This is a genomic window from Oceanobacillus luteolus (genome assembly GCF_042678205.1).
Lineage (GTDB): Bacteria > Bacillota > Bacilli > Bacillales > Amphibacillaceae > Oceanobacillus > Oceanobacillus luteolus.
In genome coordinates this window covers 1-14,975 of record NZ_JBHUDE010000129.1, presented here as the reverse complement: position 1 = coordinate 14,975, position 14,975 = coordinate 1, and the positions used below count along the sequence as shown (strand labels likewise).

General features: G+C 34.0%; 15 protein-coding genes. 13 read left to right on the top strand and 2 right to left on the bottom strand.

All coding sequences use genetic code 11. From position 1 onward, the window contains the following. Positions 1-283 precede the first annotated feature (283 nt). The 6 genes from ACFSBH_RS14005 to ACFSBH_RS13980 all read left to right on the top strand — a co-directional run bounded on the left by ACFSBH_RS14005 (position 284) and on the right by ACFSBH_RS13980 (position 8,577). Positions 284-1,180: an ATP-dependent DNA ligase gene (locus tag ACFSBH_RS14005; protein ID WP_379598138.1), complete on the top strand. Its 897-nt coding sequence runs from the start codon at positions 284-286 to the stop codon at positions 1,178-1,180. Positions 1,181-1,302: 122 nt separating this feature from the next. Then, complete coding sequence (locus ACFSBH_RS14000) at positions 1,303-2,496, top strand: hypothetical protein (protein WP_379598136.1); 1,194 nt, start codon at positions 1,303-1,305, stop codon at positions 2,494-2,496. Positions 2,497-3,094: 598 nt separating this feature from the next. Beyond that, complete coding sequence (locus tag ACFSBH_RS13995) at positions 3,095-4,450, top strand: hypothetical protein (RefSeq protein WP_379598134.1); 1,356 nt, start codon at positions 3,095-3,097, stop codon at positions 4,448-4,450. Between the two features lie 1,193 nt (positions 4,451-5,643). Further along, the gene (locus ACFSBH_RS13990; RefSeq protein ID WP_379598132.1) at positions 5,644-6,018 is read left to right on the top strand and encodes an ATP-dependent DNA ligase; all 375 of its coding nucleotides are present in this window, start codon (positions 5,644-5,646) and stop codon (positions 6,016-6,018) included. A 287-nt stretch (positions 6,019-6,305) separates the two neighbouring features. Next, entirely contained in the window at positions 6,306-7,094 is a 789-nt protein-coding gene (locus tag ACFSBH_RS13985; protein ID WP_379598130.1) for a hypothetical protein, read from the top strand. Between the two features lie 784 nt (positions 7,095-7,878). Next, positions 7,879-8,577 (top strand): hypothetical protein, encoded by a 699-nt coding sequence (locus ACFSBH_RS13980; RefSeq protein WP_379598128.1) that lies wholly within the window; start codon positions 7,879-7,881, stop codon positions 8,575-8,577. A gap of 112 nt (positions 8,578-8,689) precedes the next feature. On the opposite strand, the gene ACFSBH_RS13975 is transcribed toward ACFSBH_RS13980, so the two are convergent. Further along, complete coding sequence (locus tag ACFSBH_RS13975) at positions 8,690-9,004, bottom strand: S8 family serine peptidase (RefSeq protein WP_379598126.1); 315 nt, start codon at positions 9,002-9,004, stop codon at positions 8,690-8,692. A 703-nt stretch (positions 9,005-9,707) separates the two neighbouring features. Continuing rightward, positions 9,708-9,806: a putative holin-like toxin gene (locus ACFSBH_RS13970; RefSeq protein ID WP_244741897.1), complete on the bottom strand. Its 99-nt coding sequence runs from the start codon at positions 9,804-9,806 to the stop codon at positions 9,708-9,710. Positions 9,807-10,675: 869 nt separating this feature from the next. On the opposite strand from ACFSBH_RS13970, the gene ACFSBH_RS13965 reads away from it, so the two are divergent. The 7 genes from ACFSBH_RS13965 (at position 10,676) to ACFSBH_RS13935 (ending at position 14,755) form a co-directional block, all read left to right on the top strand. Further along, on the top strand, positions 10,676-11,479 hold the full coding sequence (locus ACFSBH_RS13965) for a thermonuclease family protein (RefSeq protein ID WP_379598124.1): 804 nt from the start codon (positions 10,676-10,678) through the stop codon (positions 11,477-11,479). Between the two features lie 28 nt (positions 11,480-11,507). Further along, positions 11,508-12,569: a DUF2325 domain-containing protein gene (locus ACFSBH_RS13960; RefSeq protein ID WP_379598122.1), complete on the top strand. Its 1,062-nt coding sequence runs from the start codon at positions 11,508-11,510 to the stop codon at positions 12,567-12,569. A gap of 370 nt (positions 12,570-12,939) precedes the next feature. Next, positions 12,940-13,278: a hypothetical protein gene (locus ACFSBH_RS13955; protein WP_379598120.1), complete on the top strand. Its 339-nt coding sequence runs from the start codon at positions 12,940-12,942 to the stop codon at positions 13,276-13,278. Between the two features lie 109 nt (positions 13,279-13,387). Next, entirely contained in the window at positions 13,388-13,633 is a 246-nt protein-coding gene (locus tag ACFSBH_RS13950; RefSeq protein ID WP_379598118.1) for a hypothetical protein, read from the top strand. A 46-nt stretch (positions 13,634-13,679) separates the two neighbouring features. After that, a complete protein-coding gene (locus ACFSBH_RS13945) occupies positions 13,680-13,922 on the top strand; it encodes a hypothetical protein (RefSeq protein WP_379598116.1) in 243 nt (80 codons plus the stop codon). Positions 13,923-13,935: 13 nt separating this feature from the next. Beyond that, positions 13,936-14,400: a hypothetical protein gene (locus ACFSBH_RS13940; protein ID WP_379598114.1), complete on the top strand. Its 465-nt coding sequence runs from the start codon at positions 13,936-13,938 to the stop codon at positions 14,398-14,400. A 118-nt stretch (positions 14,401-14,518) separates the two neighbouring features. Further along, entirely contained in the window at positions 14,519-14,755 is a 237-nt protein-coding gene (locus ACFSBH_RS13935) for a hypothetical protein (RefSeq protein ID WP_379598112.1), read from the top strand. Positions 14,756-14,975: the final 220 nt, after the last annotated feature.

Below are 14,975 nucleotides of genomic sequence, written 5' to 3'. Positions count from 1 at the left end.
TTTCGTGTAACCTTATCCATGAGATTTGTCCTTTATTTTTGGATTTGGATGGGTTACCACCTGAATAAATCCATTATAAAGGACTTTTTATTTGCATTAAAGTAAGTTAGCGAAAATTCGGGGTCTTGTTAATATTTAGTCTTAATTAATGCAACGCTAGTGAACAATAATATTTTTTATAAATTTTGGCTTCACAGGAGATTCTTACAGGGTACAACTGGAAAATACCTCCTGTTTATATACATGGATAAGCATGAGATAATAGATTGTGGAGGAATGTTATATGCTATTTACATCCATAAAACCTATGTTGCTTTCCATGGGAAGTGAAATACACAATGATTTAAATAACCTTTATGATATTAAGTGGGATGGTTGGAGGATTTTACTTCATAAGCAAGGCAACCGTATAGAAGCTTATACCCGGCACGGAAATCGGGTTACTGATCAGTTTCCTGAATTGGAGCAGATTGTTCCTCATATCAAAACGGAGATAGCGATTCTTGATTGTGAAGGAGTTGTAATCAGGGATGGGGTATCTGTTTTCGAAGATTTTCAATACCGAGGGAGGTTGCGGAGCAATCATAAGATTGAGTCGGCTATGGTTAGCCACCCTGTAACCTTTGTTGCATTTGATGTGTTGGCCACAGAGAAACCATTGTTAAAACTCCCGCTTTATGAAAGAAAACAAATTTTATCTGATATCATAATACCTTCTAATCAAATAGTTCCTACACCGTATATAATTGAGGATGGAGAAAGTCTTTTTCAAATAACCAAGGAGAAAGGCATGGAAGGAATTGTTGCTAAGCCTTTATCTTCTATTTACCAAGTGGGTGTACGAAGTGCAGAATGGTTAAAATATAAGCACTTTAAACGAATGAAAACTATAATCCTGGGATATAAGGAAAATCCATTTTCAATGATAGTAGGAATGAAGCAGAACGGAAATATAACTCCGGTAGCTCAAGTTGAATTTGGCTTTTCAATAGAAGAAAAACAGGCTTTCCGCAATATTGCCAAAGAGATAATAACAAATAAGGCAGACAATGTTTACTGGATTGATCCAGTCCTTTGTTGTGAAGTTCAATATCTTGAAAAAACAGAGAATCAAAAATTGAGAATTGTGTCCTTTAAAGGTTTTGCCTTTGATGTAAAACCGGAAGAGTGTGCAATATAATTTTTAGCTGCTATTATGAATAGCAGCTATTTTCTTTTACTCAACTATAATAGTCTGGGGGTGTCCTTAAAGGGCGTTTTGTTTTAATATAGTAGATAGAGAGCTTGAGAGGGGATTGAATGATGAAAAAATCAGTTATGGAACTACTTACGCATGTAAAACAAGAAGTCGGTGACATGATAGAGGAAAATCCCTATGGATACATAGACGGTATAGCAAGAATAGCGAGTAAAATAGAGAAATCACGTAAATATAGAATCAAAGATTACGAAGAAGTGATTAATCAATTAACCAATGAAGAATTGGCCCTATTTAAATCAGAAGATATTTCTGAAGAAGGGATTATGCGAGGCTCCCAGCTATTAGATACGTGCAAGAAAGTCATTGCTGAAGCAAAGGAGTATCGCAGAGAAAAGAATAAAAAGACAAACCGAGTGGAAACGAATTTATTGACGCATGCACCTTATTTTGTTGGAGGGTCCAAAAAGAGAAAAGCGCAAGGTAAGAAAGATGGCTACATTAAGATAGATAAAGACGGCATCCGAAAAATGACATATCAAAATAATTTAGGTCATATGCTGACCATGGCAGATGCGAAGGCTTTATTTGCTTTATTTTCCCTATGGGAAGAGCAAGATTATGGGGAATGGGTTACCTTTACAGAGTATCAGATCGTAAATCGATTGGATATGGGCATGGGGGGAAATCAATACCAACTCGTCAGAAATTCCTTGGAGAAACTACGTAATACATCTGTCGTCTTCCAGGAAGCCTATGAGAGCGAAACGGGTAAGAGAGTGAAAACGGAACGGTTTGATTTGATTATAGCTGATGAATCTACTGTGGAATATAATAAGTCCGGTGAAGTTAATTCCAAGCAGTTTCGATTTCAGTTCTCTCCTCATATTGAAAAATCTTTCAATCACGGATATTACACATTTATTAGTATTGCAGTCTTCAATGAGCTGGAAATAGAAGCAGCACAAGCCTTATATGTCATGATATCTGGAATAGCTAGCATGGAGAATGCTAGTGAATACGTTAAAGAAGAAGGCGTGTTTATCATTCCGCTTGATGAAGTATACGGTACCTTATTTTTAGAAGATAGAAGGCCAAAAAATAAAGGTGTTGTCGAAAAAGGCTGCGAAGAGCTAAAAAGTATTGATATTATTAAAGAGTATACTTTTATTAAAGAAGGTCGCTCGTTTACCAAACTGGAAATTGAAATTACAGATTGGTTAAAAGATGTCTTAGGTAAAAAAGATTACATTGGGGGCGGCGGAATCAAGCAACTTACCATTAATGACATGATGTAAAATATGAATCTCCTGTTCAAACGGGAGATTATTTGATGTTGAAAAAATTTTTTAAGAAAATTTTTCTCTTAAACTGTCCGTACAGGTACAGTATGCGAGGCAAATTTTAACAAATTGGAAGTGTCCGTAGAGGTACAGTAGTTTATTAAGTAAACAATCTTCGCTACCAAATGAACAAGTGTCCGTCGGAGTACAGTATGATAAAAAAATAGAATCATCTAAAAAGATAAAAGAACCGTCCGTGAGGGTACAGTAGCGAAAAAATAGTGAACCCTATTCTATCAAGTTAAAAAAAGAGAACTGTCCGTAGAGGTACAACAGAACGATTGCCACATAAAAAAATACAACTAATAATAAACTGTCCGTAGTGGTACAGTATCATAAATTGGAGCGGTTGTTAGATTTTTGTTTCAAAGTGTCCGTAGGAGTACAGTAGTGTTTCCAAATTTGGTAACGAAAACATAAATTTAAACTGTCCGTAGAGGTACAGTATAAGCTAGAATTTTGCTGTCAAATGTCCGTGGTAGTACAGTATAGCAATCTATCTATCAATAGTGTAAATTGTTGTTAAATGGAAGTAGAAGGTAGGTGGAATGCTATGATTTATGAGGACGTATACGACTTTTTGTTGAAAAAGGCTTCGGCTAAAGAAATAGATATCGTGCTAGAGATGATAAAAAATACGGATTGGGATGGTCGATTGAAAATCGATCTTGCTACTCTTGCAAAACGTGTAGGTACAACTAAGAAGTATGTCAACGAAGTTATACATAAATTCACATCTTTAACACGAGGCAAACGTATTTTAAAAGTAGATCACACAGATTCCGATTTTCCTTACCTTATGCTTCTGGGAAAATCTTCTTTACTGTACAGTAAAGCGGATCGATATGGAAAGAAGTTTCGTTTTTTGTATTCGGAGGCTTTTCAAACTTTATCTGTATATGCCAAACGAATACTGTTATCTGCAGTAATGGAGGTTTCCGTCTCTCATTCGGGGAAAACAAATGTATCCTTAGAGGTATCTGATTTTATCTACCGAAATGAGGTTTCCACCGGGCTCATTCCGTCTAGAACTGTGTTATACCGTACAATTGAAGAGATAAATGAAGCCTTTAACGGAAAATTAGAGGTTTCTTTGGCGACCAGTTTTTTCCTTCGCAAAGAAATCATTCGAGTTTCTTTTGAAAAATCTTATTTAGAGGACGTCGTTCATAACCACACCGAGCGTTTCGAATTAAGAAAGGCTCTATTTCAACATGGCTACGAAGAGTACCTCTCCGATGAACATTGCATAGAAATTGAGCGTGTGGCAAAGTATGTATTCCGCTCCTTAATCCGAGGTGCTAAACAAGTCGAGAAAGACAATCATCATACAACTGGACTGATCGATACCGTAATGAGTATCGCAAGAGCGGTATACAAAAAGTCACTAGAAAAGTTATCAAGTTCCTTATATAAAGTTATTCACGAAAACGAGAACGTAGGTGCGTTGTCGGCATATTTTAGTGCCATTATCTTCTCCGTAATGACAGAAGAAATGACAAAGCACCAGCATCAAGCAGATGCAATTCAATCCTTAGTCGAGATTGCAAGCACCGATATCAAATCAGAGACAGAGCGTCGTATCACGGAACATCGTCTCATCGCTAGAGTCCTGGAGCAATGGAATAGGAATTGGATCACGTCTCGGGTCCATAAACAAGAATCCAATCGAGGAGGAATCAACCAGGAGAGTGAACAGTATAATAATAGTCTCAAAGAAAACATTGATAATATGGTGAAATCTCTTCTTCCAACCGTTCGGAAGTGGCAGAATCAGTACACCAAGCTAGTTAGAAAAGAGTCCTATTTAATTGACTGGTTGGAACAAGCGAAGGAGTATATCGACACCATCAACATGCGATTTGCCGCCACAAATGAATACAATGCAAATCCAAGCACTTTGGTGTAAAAGCCAAGGTGTATTTGTCGTGGTATTTTTTATGACTTCATCATTCACCAACGGAATAAAATGCAATTTATAACCATCCAAGCGAAATGAAGAGATTTAATACGATAACTCCTCTTTTTTTTATACTCTAAATGTCTGTGAATTTAACATAAAAGCAGGTGAATATTTAACCAATGCTTGTATATTTTGGTTATTGTTATGTTTTTTAAACGATTTTTTCTCTGAATATGAAAATGTAGATGGTATTTCGTTTAAATTCGAAGGAAATTAAAAACGAATTGTTGCTGTGACTGGCTTTACGAGGGTTTATTATTCATGGTTTTATTTTATAGTTTTAATTATGATCTTAATAAAGATATTAAAAAAGGAGTTCATTTATTAGTTTGGGAAGTGAAAATGATAAATAAAACGAAATGGAAATAAAATGATGAAAAAGATTATTAGCAGTGTAACAGAAGATGTACTAAAAACAAACATACTAAGATTAGTGGGTTTGTTAGTTTCATCTATTGATGCCTTAGCAGAGTTAGATTAGATAAACTGAGGGTTTATTTGGCCTTATTAATAAATTTTATAAATCCTGATACTTCCAAGCCATCCAACATTTCCATTTTTTTAAAATTTTTATTCTGATTTCCTGCTTCATATAACCTCGATCATTGTGCGAAACTTTGCTAATAACCTTTAATATTATAGGTTCAAAATCATCGATAATTTCTTGACACGGAACCTCTCCAATTCTACACAAATAGAAATCCCTCCTAGTTTTCCTTTACGGCACAATACTTAATGTTCGATTATGGTTGTATGAAATGTTTGGTTAATGGGAAGCAATCATTAAAGTATATAGTCTTTGGGGACACAATTCACATATGAATTTTTGTCCCTGTTTTTGTTTGTTATATCAATGTTTATATGATTTATATTGTCGAATTTAAATAAAAATTAACAAAGTAGATATTAGTAGCAGCGAATAACTTTATTTAGCGTTGTTAAAACGCTTGCTAAATTAGATAAAGAAGAATTTAAAAAGGTAGAAAAGAATATATGGAAAGAAATATAAGTGTGAAAGAATGTTCTTAAACTCCCTCAGATAGATTATATTTATTCATCATTACCGATGCAGGATGAGAAGTAAATATAAGATTGAGTTAGCGATGTAAACTCATCCAGTTACCTTTGTAGCCTTCAATGTGTTGAACATCGCTCATCCGCTCCTTAAAACACCACTCATGGAACGAAAGCGTGTATTACATGACATCATTAAATCTTCTAATACACTAGTCACCAAGCATTATATCATTGGAGATGGTACGGAACTCCATGAACTCACGAAGAAGAAGGGGATGGAGGGAATCGTAGAAAAGTCTCTACATTCTTCTTATCAACTCAACACCCGTAGTCCTGAATTGATCAAACACAAACACTTCAAATTCACCCAATCTGTCATCTTAGGATATAAAGAGAATCCTTTCACGACTATTGTGGGGAGTACAGTTAGGGATAAAATGATTCCTGTTGCTCAGGTTGAATTTGGATTTAAACCAGAAGAAACAGGCATTTTGTAAAATTGCAAAAGGAATTGTGACGATAAGAGAAAAAGTAGCTTTTTTATATTAGAGTTACTATGAACCTTCATAAAAAAATAGCATCTATTCCATCCCCTATTACACCTGTCTTTCGGCTGATAATATGATATTATTAATAATTTGTAAACATAACCAAAAATATACCATTTTTAGATAATTATGGTAGTATATAAAATACATACGTATATTCTCATCTTAGAAATTAACTTATAAGGAGGGTAGCTTGTTAATTGTGTTAAGAATAGTTAAATAGGGGGAGTAGAGTAATGAAAAAAGTCAATTTGTTTGTTGGTGCTTTGTTGTTTTTTGTTGTGTTAGGCGTTAGCACTGTCTCGGCAGATGCTTTAAGTCCTGACGAAGCATTGAGCAATGCATATGATGCTTCTTTAGAAGGTGACTCGAAAAAATATTACGACAGCGTTATTGATGAGCGATTCGACTCACCAGAAGAAGCAAGATTCTTTTATGATGGTGCTTTCCTTGAGGATCCATTGGTTGACTATAAGATAGTGGATTCCAAAAAAATCAATAAGAATAACTACGAGTTTACGGTGATGGCGGAATACAAATCGGGTTTAAGTCTTAAGCTTCCAGCAAAAGTAACTGATATTAATGGTGCGTGGAAGGTGTTGATTACCGATGAAATCTTAGAAGAGGATGAATTTGAAGTTTTAAACACAGGTTCAGTGTTAAATAAAAACGCAAATATGATACTTCCAGGACTAGAACTAACTGAACTTGAAGGAACTTATCAACCTCAATCTGGTAGGTTGTATAGGTCCTTTAACGTAAGTATGAGATCACACATTGATATAGGTATTGTTAATATACCTACAACAGCCTTAGTATTATCTATAAGTAACCAGTCTACAAGCGGTAATTTGAATTACTCAGTCTGGAAGAAATTATCACATGGAAATACCACTCTTGCTTCAAGGACAGTCTCAGGTAATAAAAAGAATTATACAACATCACTAACTTTAAGTTATAACCCAGGTACAGCAAATTTCAGAATCGCAGGTAGCGGTAGTTCCAATGGAGGCTTATATTATTGATTAAAGAGCTAGATATATAAGATACTCCTTTATAATTTGTTTTTAAAATCATCCTCGTGTTACTTTGAGGATGATTTTTTTGACTATGCATTAACAAAGAATAGCACGACAAATTGGTTGTAATTTATAGTTCTTTTAGAAACAATATGGCATTATTAATGATTTGTAAATAATACTAAGAGTATCCCTTTTTTTGATAATTATGGTAAAATCTATTTTACATACATATATATTCATCTTGGACATTAACTTATAAGGAGGTTAGATTGTACTCTATTATGCACCACCAATATTCTTTACTTTAACTGGCAGCTTATATTCGATTACATCGATATTCCTATTAACAACGATCCTAGTAGATCCTTGATTTTATATATTACAAACCAGTCCACAAGCGGAAGTATGACATATTCAATTTACAAATATGGAGTAGATTTCTCTAGGACAATTTTAGGTTCGAGAACGGTTTCATGCAATAGAAAAAATTATACAACAACCCTTTCTCTGTCGAGTTTACCTGGTCATACAGAACATTTTAGAATCGCAGGTAGTGGATCTTCTGGCGGCGGCTTATATTATTAATCCAATATTGCTATAAAATCATGTTGTTCATATAAAGAATTAAATCTCCTAGTTCATATTTGTTATTGTATCATTCTCTCAAGCTACTGGAGAATGATTCTTATTTTTGCCGTAAATTTATTTTTGGAGGAATAAGACGTTTTATTTTATGATATTCTTTGTATAACCATACAACTACAATATCGTATCAAAGGAGGAAAAAATGAAGAAGAATAAAAAAATCATTTTGGTCATTACTATAATTCTTTTCATGGTCGCAGGAAGCTATTTTATAGAATCTGCTGAAAGCGAAGTGTCTAATCCTGAAGAATCAGAGGAAATGAAAAAATTACAGAAAGAGTTCAATCAGTTAAGTATAGACTACCTAAATTTGCAAGGTGAGAATGAAGAGTTACAAGATCATATTAACTGGTTATATGAAGAGAATTTCGAAACATATAAAAGCATTTATGAGTCCGATTTTGCGAATGAATATATCGGTGAATCAAGCGAAATTATTCATAAAGAAATTGAAGAAGATAAGTACATACTATTAGTAGAGAATGAAACAGGATTCTTAATAAGTGTATGGTTAAAGGGGCAGGAATCTCCGTTATTCTTAGAATTTAGCTCATTAAGTCCTGAAGAAGGATTCGATTGGGGTGGTGGCCAAGTATTGGGACCATGGCAAGATCACAATTTCTATGGTGGAATTATTACCGAGAATGAAATCCAGCAGGTTAATTTAGTACAGAATGAAAAGATTCACGAAGCTGAAATTGTTAAAATAGATAATAACTTAAGTATCTGGTATAGCTTATTTGACTATGAAACGTCTATCGAACCAGATCAGATAAAAATTGAAGCTCTTGATAATGATGGATTGATAGTATGGGAAGAAGAAGCGTTTAACGGAAATTAGAGACTATGATATTCAACTCACGGGTGCATTCCTTTAAGTGATATGTATGTTGAATGGAAAAGCAAAAGATGAAATGGACACGACAAAGCAAGGACAACATCTTCTTTAGGGGTTAGGAATGTACTATATTATTGAAAAATATTCTCTCTACTTTCTTACAAATTCTACTCGTAAGTTCCTTGGTATCAATTGTATACTTATCTTTGACAGCGATGGTGAAGTTATAACCGCCAATAATGTTACCGCTTAACTCGGGATGGTGGGCATCCACTCCTGTATCAATAACAGCGATTACCACATCATCTCCAGCGTTGTCTTCCCAGATTTCCGGAGCGTTTACCATTGAAACTCCGCGCGGTATTTCATTTGGTTGATATTCCGTACTTTCTACCGTAAACGGTATTAACTTGATTTGTTTTTCTGTCATGTTTCTCTTTCCTCCTCAAATGAAATCTTTCACATCATTGAAATTTTGGTGTGTTATATATAAAAGAGGGGGATGAGAACAAAAAGTAAATAGAAAAGCACAATTTACAGTAAAAGTTACGGATGAAATAAAATGGACGGCGATCCACTAAGTTGTTTGTTATATCGTTGCAGGCACTTTTAATGGAATTATGTTAAACTAAAACCAAAAGGGAGTAGGGTAACACCAAGCGACCAAACTTTCTGTTACCCGTACTTCCATCCTTAAACCATATATAGAACCAATGCAAATGCAACCAATCCCCAGACCAATGTAGCAAGTCCCCATACCACTTCTTGAATATGTTTCATACTTTACTTTTCACCTCCCCATAGACTACAGCACCGTAAAATGTGCACCTATTTATCAACCTTGCGCTATCTTTATTATACAACGTCTTAACGTTATATAAGTGACATGAAAGTATTATAAAACTAACATAAAACTGCCATACTTCAAAAGAAGCCTGTAACTTTTGTGTAGAGGTAATATAAAATCTTGTTCAAGTGTATTTTTCTAGAAATTGTGGTATCATATAAGTAGATAAACATATAATAAAAAAGACCACCGTTCCAGCGGTGGTCAAGTCGATACCCATTCTTCTGATAGGGGATTGGCATTATCTTTACGAAAAATAGCCCTTACCCATTTGCTGACAGGGGGGCTATTTTTTTGCGTTTAAAATAGCGACAACGACTGCGATCAACGCGATGATCATCGTGGAAAACGAAATCATGAGCGTTAAAGCCTGAAATGTTGTCATGGCATCACCCCCTTTCGGGGATAATACCAACCACCCTATCCAACATCAATAGATGAATTTCGAATGAATATCTATATTCATTATACCATAAATACCCATAAACTACTCTCTCAATATCAGGCAAACCTTGTACTATCAGGGTTTGCTTTTTTTATCTTATCGTAACTTGTTGATTTATGATGACTTTATGTCAGAAAACAAATATAATTTTTCTGAACGTTGAAAACTATGCGTGTTGGTTCCAAGTAGATTACAATAATTTGTAGTAAGACTCCATCTAAAACCTTTCACAATAAAACCTAGTATATTATATTTATATACTTAATAAAAAGGGGGGGAACAAATGGACAAGAACAATAAAAAAAATAATAACCCAAACAATGACAACAATGTCTGGGCTATTATCATCTTAATTATTTTGTTGAATTACTTCGGTTAAAAAATGATAAAAATTCAATCCGCCAAAATTTTATTTTTATCATTTCTTATTACAAGTATATCAAAAATGGAGCTAGACTAATACGTCTGGCTCTTTTATTCCTTATTTTATTACTAAAACGCATGATTTACTATTTTTTTTGAAAAAATTGTGTCATAATTATTATAGTGTCTTGTATAATCGAAAATTAGGAAGTCAACTTGGTACAAGAACTAGGTAAATAAGCTCCTTATAATTCAATCTAATTACTTAATAAAAGTCTAAAATACGACTGATTAAAAAACACCTATCATGGATAGAGTTTAAAAGTCCTTTTATTCGTACATAATTAAATACCATCGGATACAGCCCCGGAAGATCAATCGATATTAATCGATAAATCTTTCGTGGGCTTTTTTTATTTATTTTAAAACATAAGGAGGAAATTTATATGCGTATGCGTCCCGTAAGTCTAACCATCATAACAATAATATTTTTTCTTGTGGGGTGTGCAAGTGTACCAAATGTAAATTCCAGCAGCACTGAAAGAGAAGTGGAATGGAGTAAAGTTATCGGTTCATTATTACCTAGTGATCCAGTACCCAGTGAAATAAATCTCAGGAAAGGTGTATATCTTGTTGCGAGTGTGGAAACTGTGCGAGATGGTGATTCACTTACAGTTTCTAACGTTGATACATCGTATATAAAAGACCAGGATAGAAAAAAACAAATCGAACAAGTGTTAATCCAAAATAATGGTGCGCTTGGAATTCGTATGATTAGCATTGACACACCTGAAATCACAAATGGGAAAAATGAATATTACGGCAATGAAGCTAAAAAAGCAGTTGAAACTTTGTTATATAATGGAAAAGTAATATTGGAACTAGAACCAGCCGCTCTATTTGATAATTATAATCGTCTTCTAGCTCATGCTTATACCCTCGAAGGAGCTAGTCTACAAAAATACCTATTAAGTAATGGTTTGGCCCGAGTTGCCTATTTATATGATGATTATAAGTATACTAAGGATTACCGTTATGCAGAAGAAGAGGCGAAAAGTAAAAAGTTAAATATTCATTCCATCGAAGGTTATGTCAAATGGGATGAGCCAGCGGGTTTTGATAGGAGTGTACCGGCGAATCCATATTGGGATATTATGAAAGAACCACCAAAACCAGAAAGTGTTGTTGAGAGGATGAATGAGCTTGATTTTATTGATTTCTTTAATTTTGGAATATCCGGCTCCAATTAATAATTCATAAAACAAACGAGGTGAAATTATGAAAGAGAAAGAAATAGTAAATTTTCTTAGAGAAGATATGGTAAGTACATTGGAGAACGTAGATTTAGAAAATATAAAAGATATAAAGGGCATAATTGAAAAACAATTAAGTGTCATTGAAACTTTAAAAGATATTAAAGATGCTAAAGGACGGCTTTTTGAGACAACAAATAATGAAAGTATAAATGAAGAAAAAATTGAAGAAGTAATGGATAACTTAAGAGCCGCTCCCGATATAAAAGAAATTGGACAGAAAAAATCTTATCGTTTTGAAAGGAAGATTAGGGGTGGGTTTGTACCAGATTTAGAGGCATTTGTTCCAGAAGGTATCGTTAGAAAACTAGGTTTAAATGATGGTGATATGATATTCGCTACTAGAAAAGTCGACGAAGATCCTGATACTCGTCATTTCAATTATGAGCTCGCTGAAAAGACTAATATTGATGAAAAGTCTAACCGTATACAGATTAATTACTGTCCTGTTAAACAAGCTGCAGGTCGATTAATTGTTGAAGAAAGTGCTGAAACAGGTGAATACATACGTTATAACGAAGGACTATATACAATATTATTAGATGAAAGGGATGTACTAGATTTTAATATTGTCGAAGGAGATTTAATTGATATTGCATATCCAGAGGACAATATAGAAAAAGCTAAAGTAATATGGAAACATCGGGTACAAGAGGAAACAATTATAAAAGCTAAAGAAATTACAAAGAAAAGCAAGAAGGATAATAACGAAAAACAGCCAGATGTATTGGAACAAACATTAATCGATAAATGTATATTAGTAATTGGAAACGAACCTAAAATGAGTGAGTACCGAACTTGTATTGAAGGTCGAGGTGGTACTTTTCTATGGGGCGATGCAAGCGATAGTCTTCACCATTTAAAAGCAAAAGTGAAAAAAGCTGATATTGTAGTATTCTTGCTAGGTGTATCTGGTCATGTGGGGATGAAACATATAAAACGTATGTGTAAAGAATATGATACTGAGTTTATACCAACATGGAGAAACGGTATTTCTTCTTTAGTGAGAATTGCAGAGGAAGCATGATAAGGAATCTATTTGTGTTGTGAATCCCTTTATTGTAAGATAATAATATAAACCTTTAATCTTCTTATTTTTAATCTGCCTTTAGGTAGATGGTAAAACATTAATGAAAGTGGTCTTTGGATCAATAGAAAATGTACTGTACTACCAGTATGTCTAATATTCTATTATCCGAAGGCCGCTTTTTTGCTTTTAGGTAAGATGGAAGGGATGAATTCTAAGAGAAGGAGGATGTTTGTTAAAAGTCGAGGTAAAAATAAGCCATATATTTAGGGCGCAGGTGCGGTGTATTACCGGACTGTTTTTTTGTGCTTAAAATACCCTAGAGAAAAAATGTAATACGTAAATTGTTATATGACTGAGGAGTGATACCGTGGAGAAATCGGCGAAAGTTATCTTGAAGGAAATTCAACAGAAAGCTAAAGAGATGGGGACCTACTATATCATCAGTGATATTTACTGGCCATTTGGTGGCAGCTGGGAACAGAAAATAGCAGAGGAAATGGGGGCAAACGATTTAATTTGGAAAGATATTTTCAAATTAAATGAACGCTATCAACGTTTTATTCACTATGTTCTAGAAGAAAAGCCTAATTGGAAAGTCATTAAAACAATAAATTTCGCTGATAACAGTATCGAAATTGTTGAAGAAAGTGATAGTGGAGAACGGAGGAGCAGATTAATTCAAGCACCTCATGGTGACTTCTGTTAAAAGAATAGTTGATTGTTAGAGGATTACTTCACTGCTTAGGAAACATGCGTATAAAACGACATGTAGATTGTGTATTGGCGAAATTTAATACTTCGAGAGGTTGTATAGTATGGAAAAGACTGAATGGCGGAAAGAGTATACTAATTATTTTAGCTACCATATTTTAATAAGATATTTAGGGGAACAGCTGCCTAAGTATACTATATTAGAAAACCCTGATGGGGATGGATGGGTAATAGGTATTTTCTTCTCTTTCATTGGAGAATATGCACCTTTAGAAGAAGAGGGTGAAGAACGTTTAATTTTCCAAACGGCGGAAGAGGCCCAAAGATATGTGGATACCCATTTAGTGTGAAAAATGAGTGAAGAGTTAAGTAGGATTAAATGATCAGAGGTGTAGTATGAGAAAACAAAAGAACGGTTTCACTAAAATTGGCTTTAGTAGAGCAGGATTTGCCGCTTGCTCACATTATAAAGAGTGTGATATGGGAAAAAATCCTTGTTTTTATGAAAACATTGACCCGGAAGTAAAAGAATATTGTTTTTGCTATCAACGTAATCACTCAAGTCAAGGGCAAGAAATCATAGAGGTTAAAGATGAAGAAATTGATAATAAAATATATGACCAGATAAGTCTATTTTAGGAGGATGTTTGTGATGGAACTAAGCAAATTAGTGCCAGGAAAAAGATATGTGTTTATCATGTTGGAGAATTCAAGTAAATCACAGGTAACAATGAAGACAAATATAGGTTTATTTAGAGGTTGGCATTCGCATCCCAATTGGGTGAACTTTTTACTCATTGATTTTAAAGGTGACACAGAAGCAACACCAGTATATTTTAGTGATATTGTCACTTTTTATGATTTTGATATGATTAACAGTAAACAACTAAAATATGCGCCTATGTGGGAATGCGGTAATTTATATTTCCATTACAGCTATAAGGAACTTCTTCCAAATGCTGAATTAAAATATGTTGTTATGGAAACTGACTACTCTATTCGAAGAGTACAACGAGCCAATCAGTTTGCTATTGCTGTGTTTAACACGGGGGGAGATGCAGAAGCATTTCTGCTGCTCTATAATGAACAATATTGGAAAGATGTAGTTAATAAATGAAAATGACCAATGTATTTGGGGAAGACTCTTTCAGACTATAAGACGTTCTTATAGTCTGATTTTTATTTAGAATTGTAGAACAGGGAATTTTATAACAGGTGATCTTGGAGGATTATTAATGAATTTTAGACAAATTGATAAGCTAATTGAAGGAGAAAAATATGTCTTTGTAGTAAGAGAAGAAAGCCCAGATGCATTGACATTTATAGAAAAGTCTTATATTGGAGAATTTCGAGGTTGGGCTGATATTCCAGAGTGGCAGGAATTCGTCTTATTCTTAATAAAGGGTGAGACTGCTGCTGAATTATATCATTGTGGGGATTTATTACGTGTTGAAAAGATTCAACAATATTAATATCGCTATACAAGCTACAATAATTGTGGTTTGTATTTTTTTTGGTCGAAATAAATCTAAATAGTGGAAAGTATTTGTTAAATTCAATCACTAGCGTTGCATAAATAATACCAGAATTTTCAGTTTTAATTTTTTTTCTAATAGAGCCAAAAAAGTAAATACCCAACTAAAGGTGGCTCCATTCATTTTTTTTACAATATACAATTAGACTTGAGCGACA

Excerpts from the sequence above, each read along its gene's own strand:
- ACFSBH_RS13935 (WP_379598112.1), top strand. The coding sequence starts at position 14,519 with ATGAATTTTAGACAAATTGATAAGCTAATTGAAGGAGAAAAATATGTC.
- ACFSBH_RS13960 (WP_379598122.1), top strand. The coding sequence starts at position 11,508 with ATGAAAGAGAAAGAAATAGTAAATTTTCTTAGAGAAGATATGGTAAGT.
- ACFSBH_RS14005 (WP_379598138.1), top strand. The coding sequence starts at position 284 with ATGCTATTTACATCCATAAAACCTATGTTGCTTTCCATGGGAAGTGAA.
- ACFSBH_RS13965 (WP_379598124.1), top strand. The coding sequence starts at position 10,676 with ATGCGTATGCGTCCCGTAAGTCTAACCATCATAACAATAATATTTTTT.
- ACFSBH_RS13940 (WP_379598114.1), top strand. The coding sequence starts at position 13,936 with ATGGAACTAAGCAAATTAGTGCCAGGAAAAAGATATGTGTTTATCATG.
- ACFSBH_RS13975 (WP_379598126.1), bottom strand. The coding sequence starts at position 9,004 with ATGACAGAAAAACAAATCAAGTTAATACCGTTTACGGTAGAAAGTACG.
- ACFSBH_RS13945 (WP_379598116.1), top strand. The coding sequence starts at position 13,680 with ATGAGAAAACAAAAGAACGGTTTCACTAAAATTGGCTTTAGTAGAGCA.
- ACFSBH_RS13950 (WP_379598118.1), top strand. The coding sequence starts at position 13,388 with ATGGAAAAGACTGAATGGCGGAAAGAGTATACTAATTATTTTAGCTAC.
- ACFSBH_RS14000 (WP_379598136.1), top strand. The coding sequence starts at position 1,303 with ATGAAAAAATCAGTTATGGAACTACTTACGCATGTAAAACAAGAAGTC.
- ACFSBH_RS13980 (WP_379598128.1), top strand. The coding sequence starts at position 7,879 with ATGAAGAAGAATAAAAAAATCATTTTGGTCATTACTATAATTCTTTTC.
- ACFSBH_RS13970 (WP_244741897.1), bottom strand. The coding sequence starts at position 9,806 with ATGACAACATTTCAGGCTTTAACGCTCATGATTTCGTTTTCCACGATG.
- ACFSBH_RS13995 (WP_379598134.1), top strand. The coding sequence starts at position 3,095 with ATGATTTATGAGGACGTATACGACTTTTTGTTGAAAAAGGCTTCGGCT.
- ACFSBH_RS13985 (WP_379598130.1), top strand. The coding sequence starts at position 6,306 with ATGAAAAAAGTCAATTTGTTTGTTGGTGCTTTGTTGTTTTTTGTTGTG.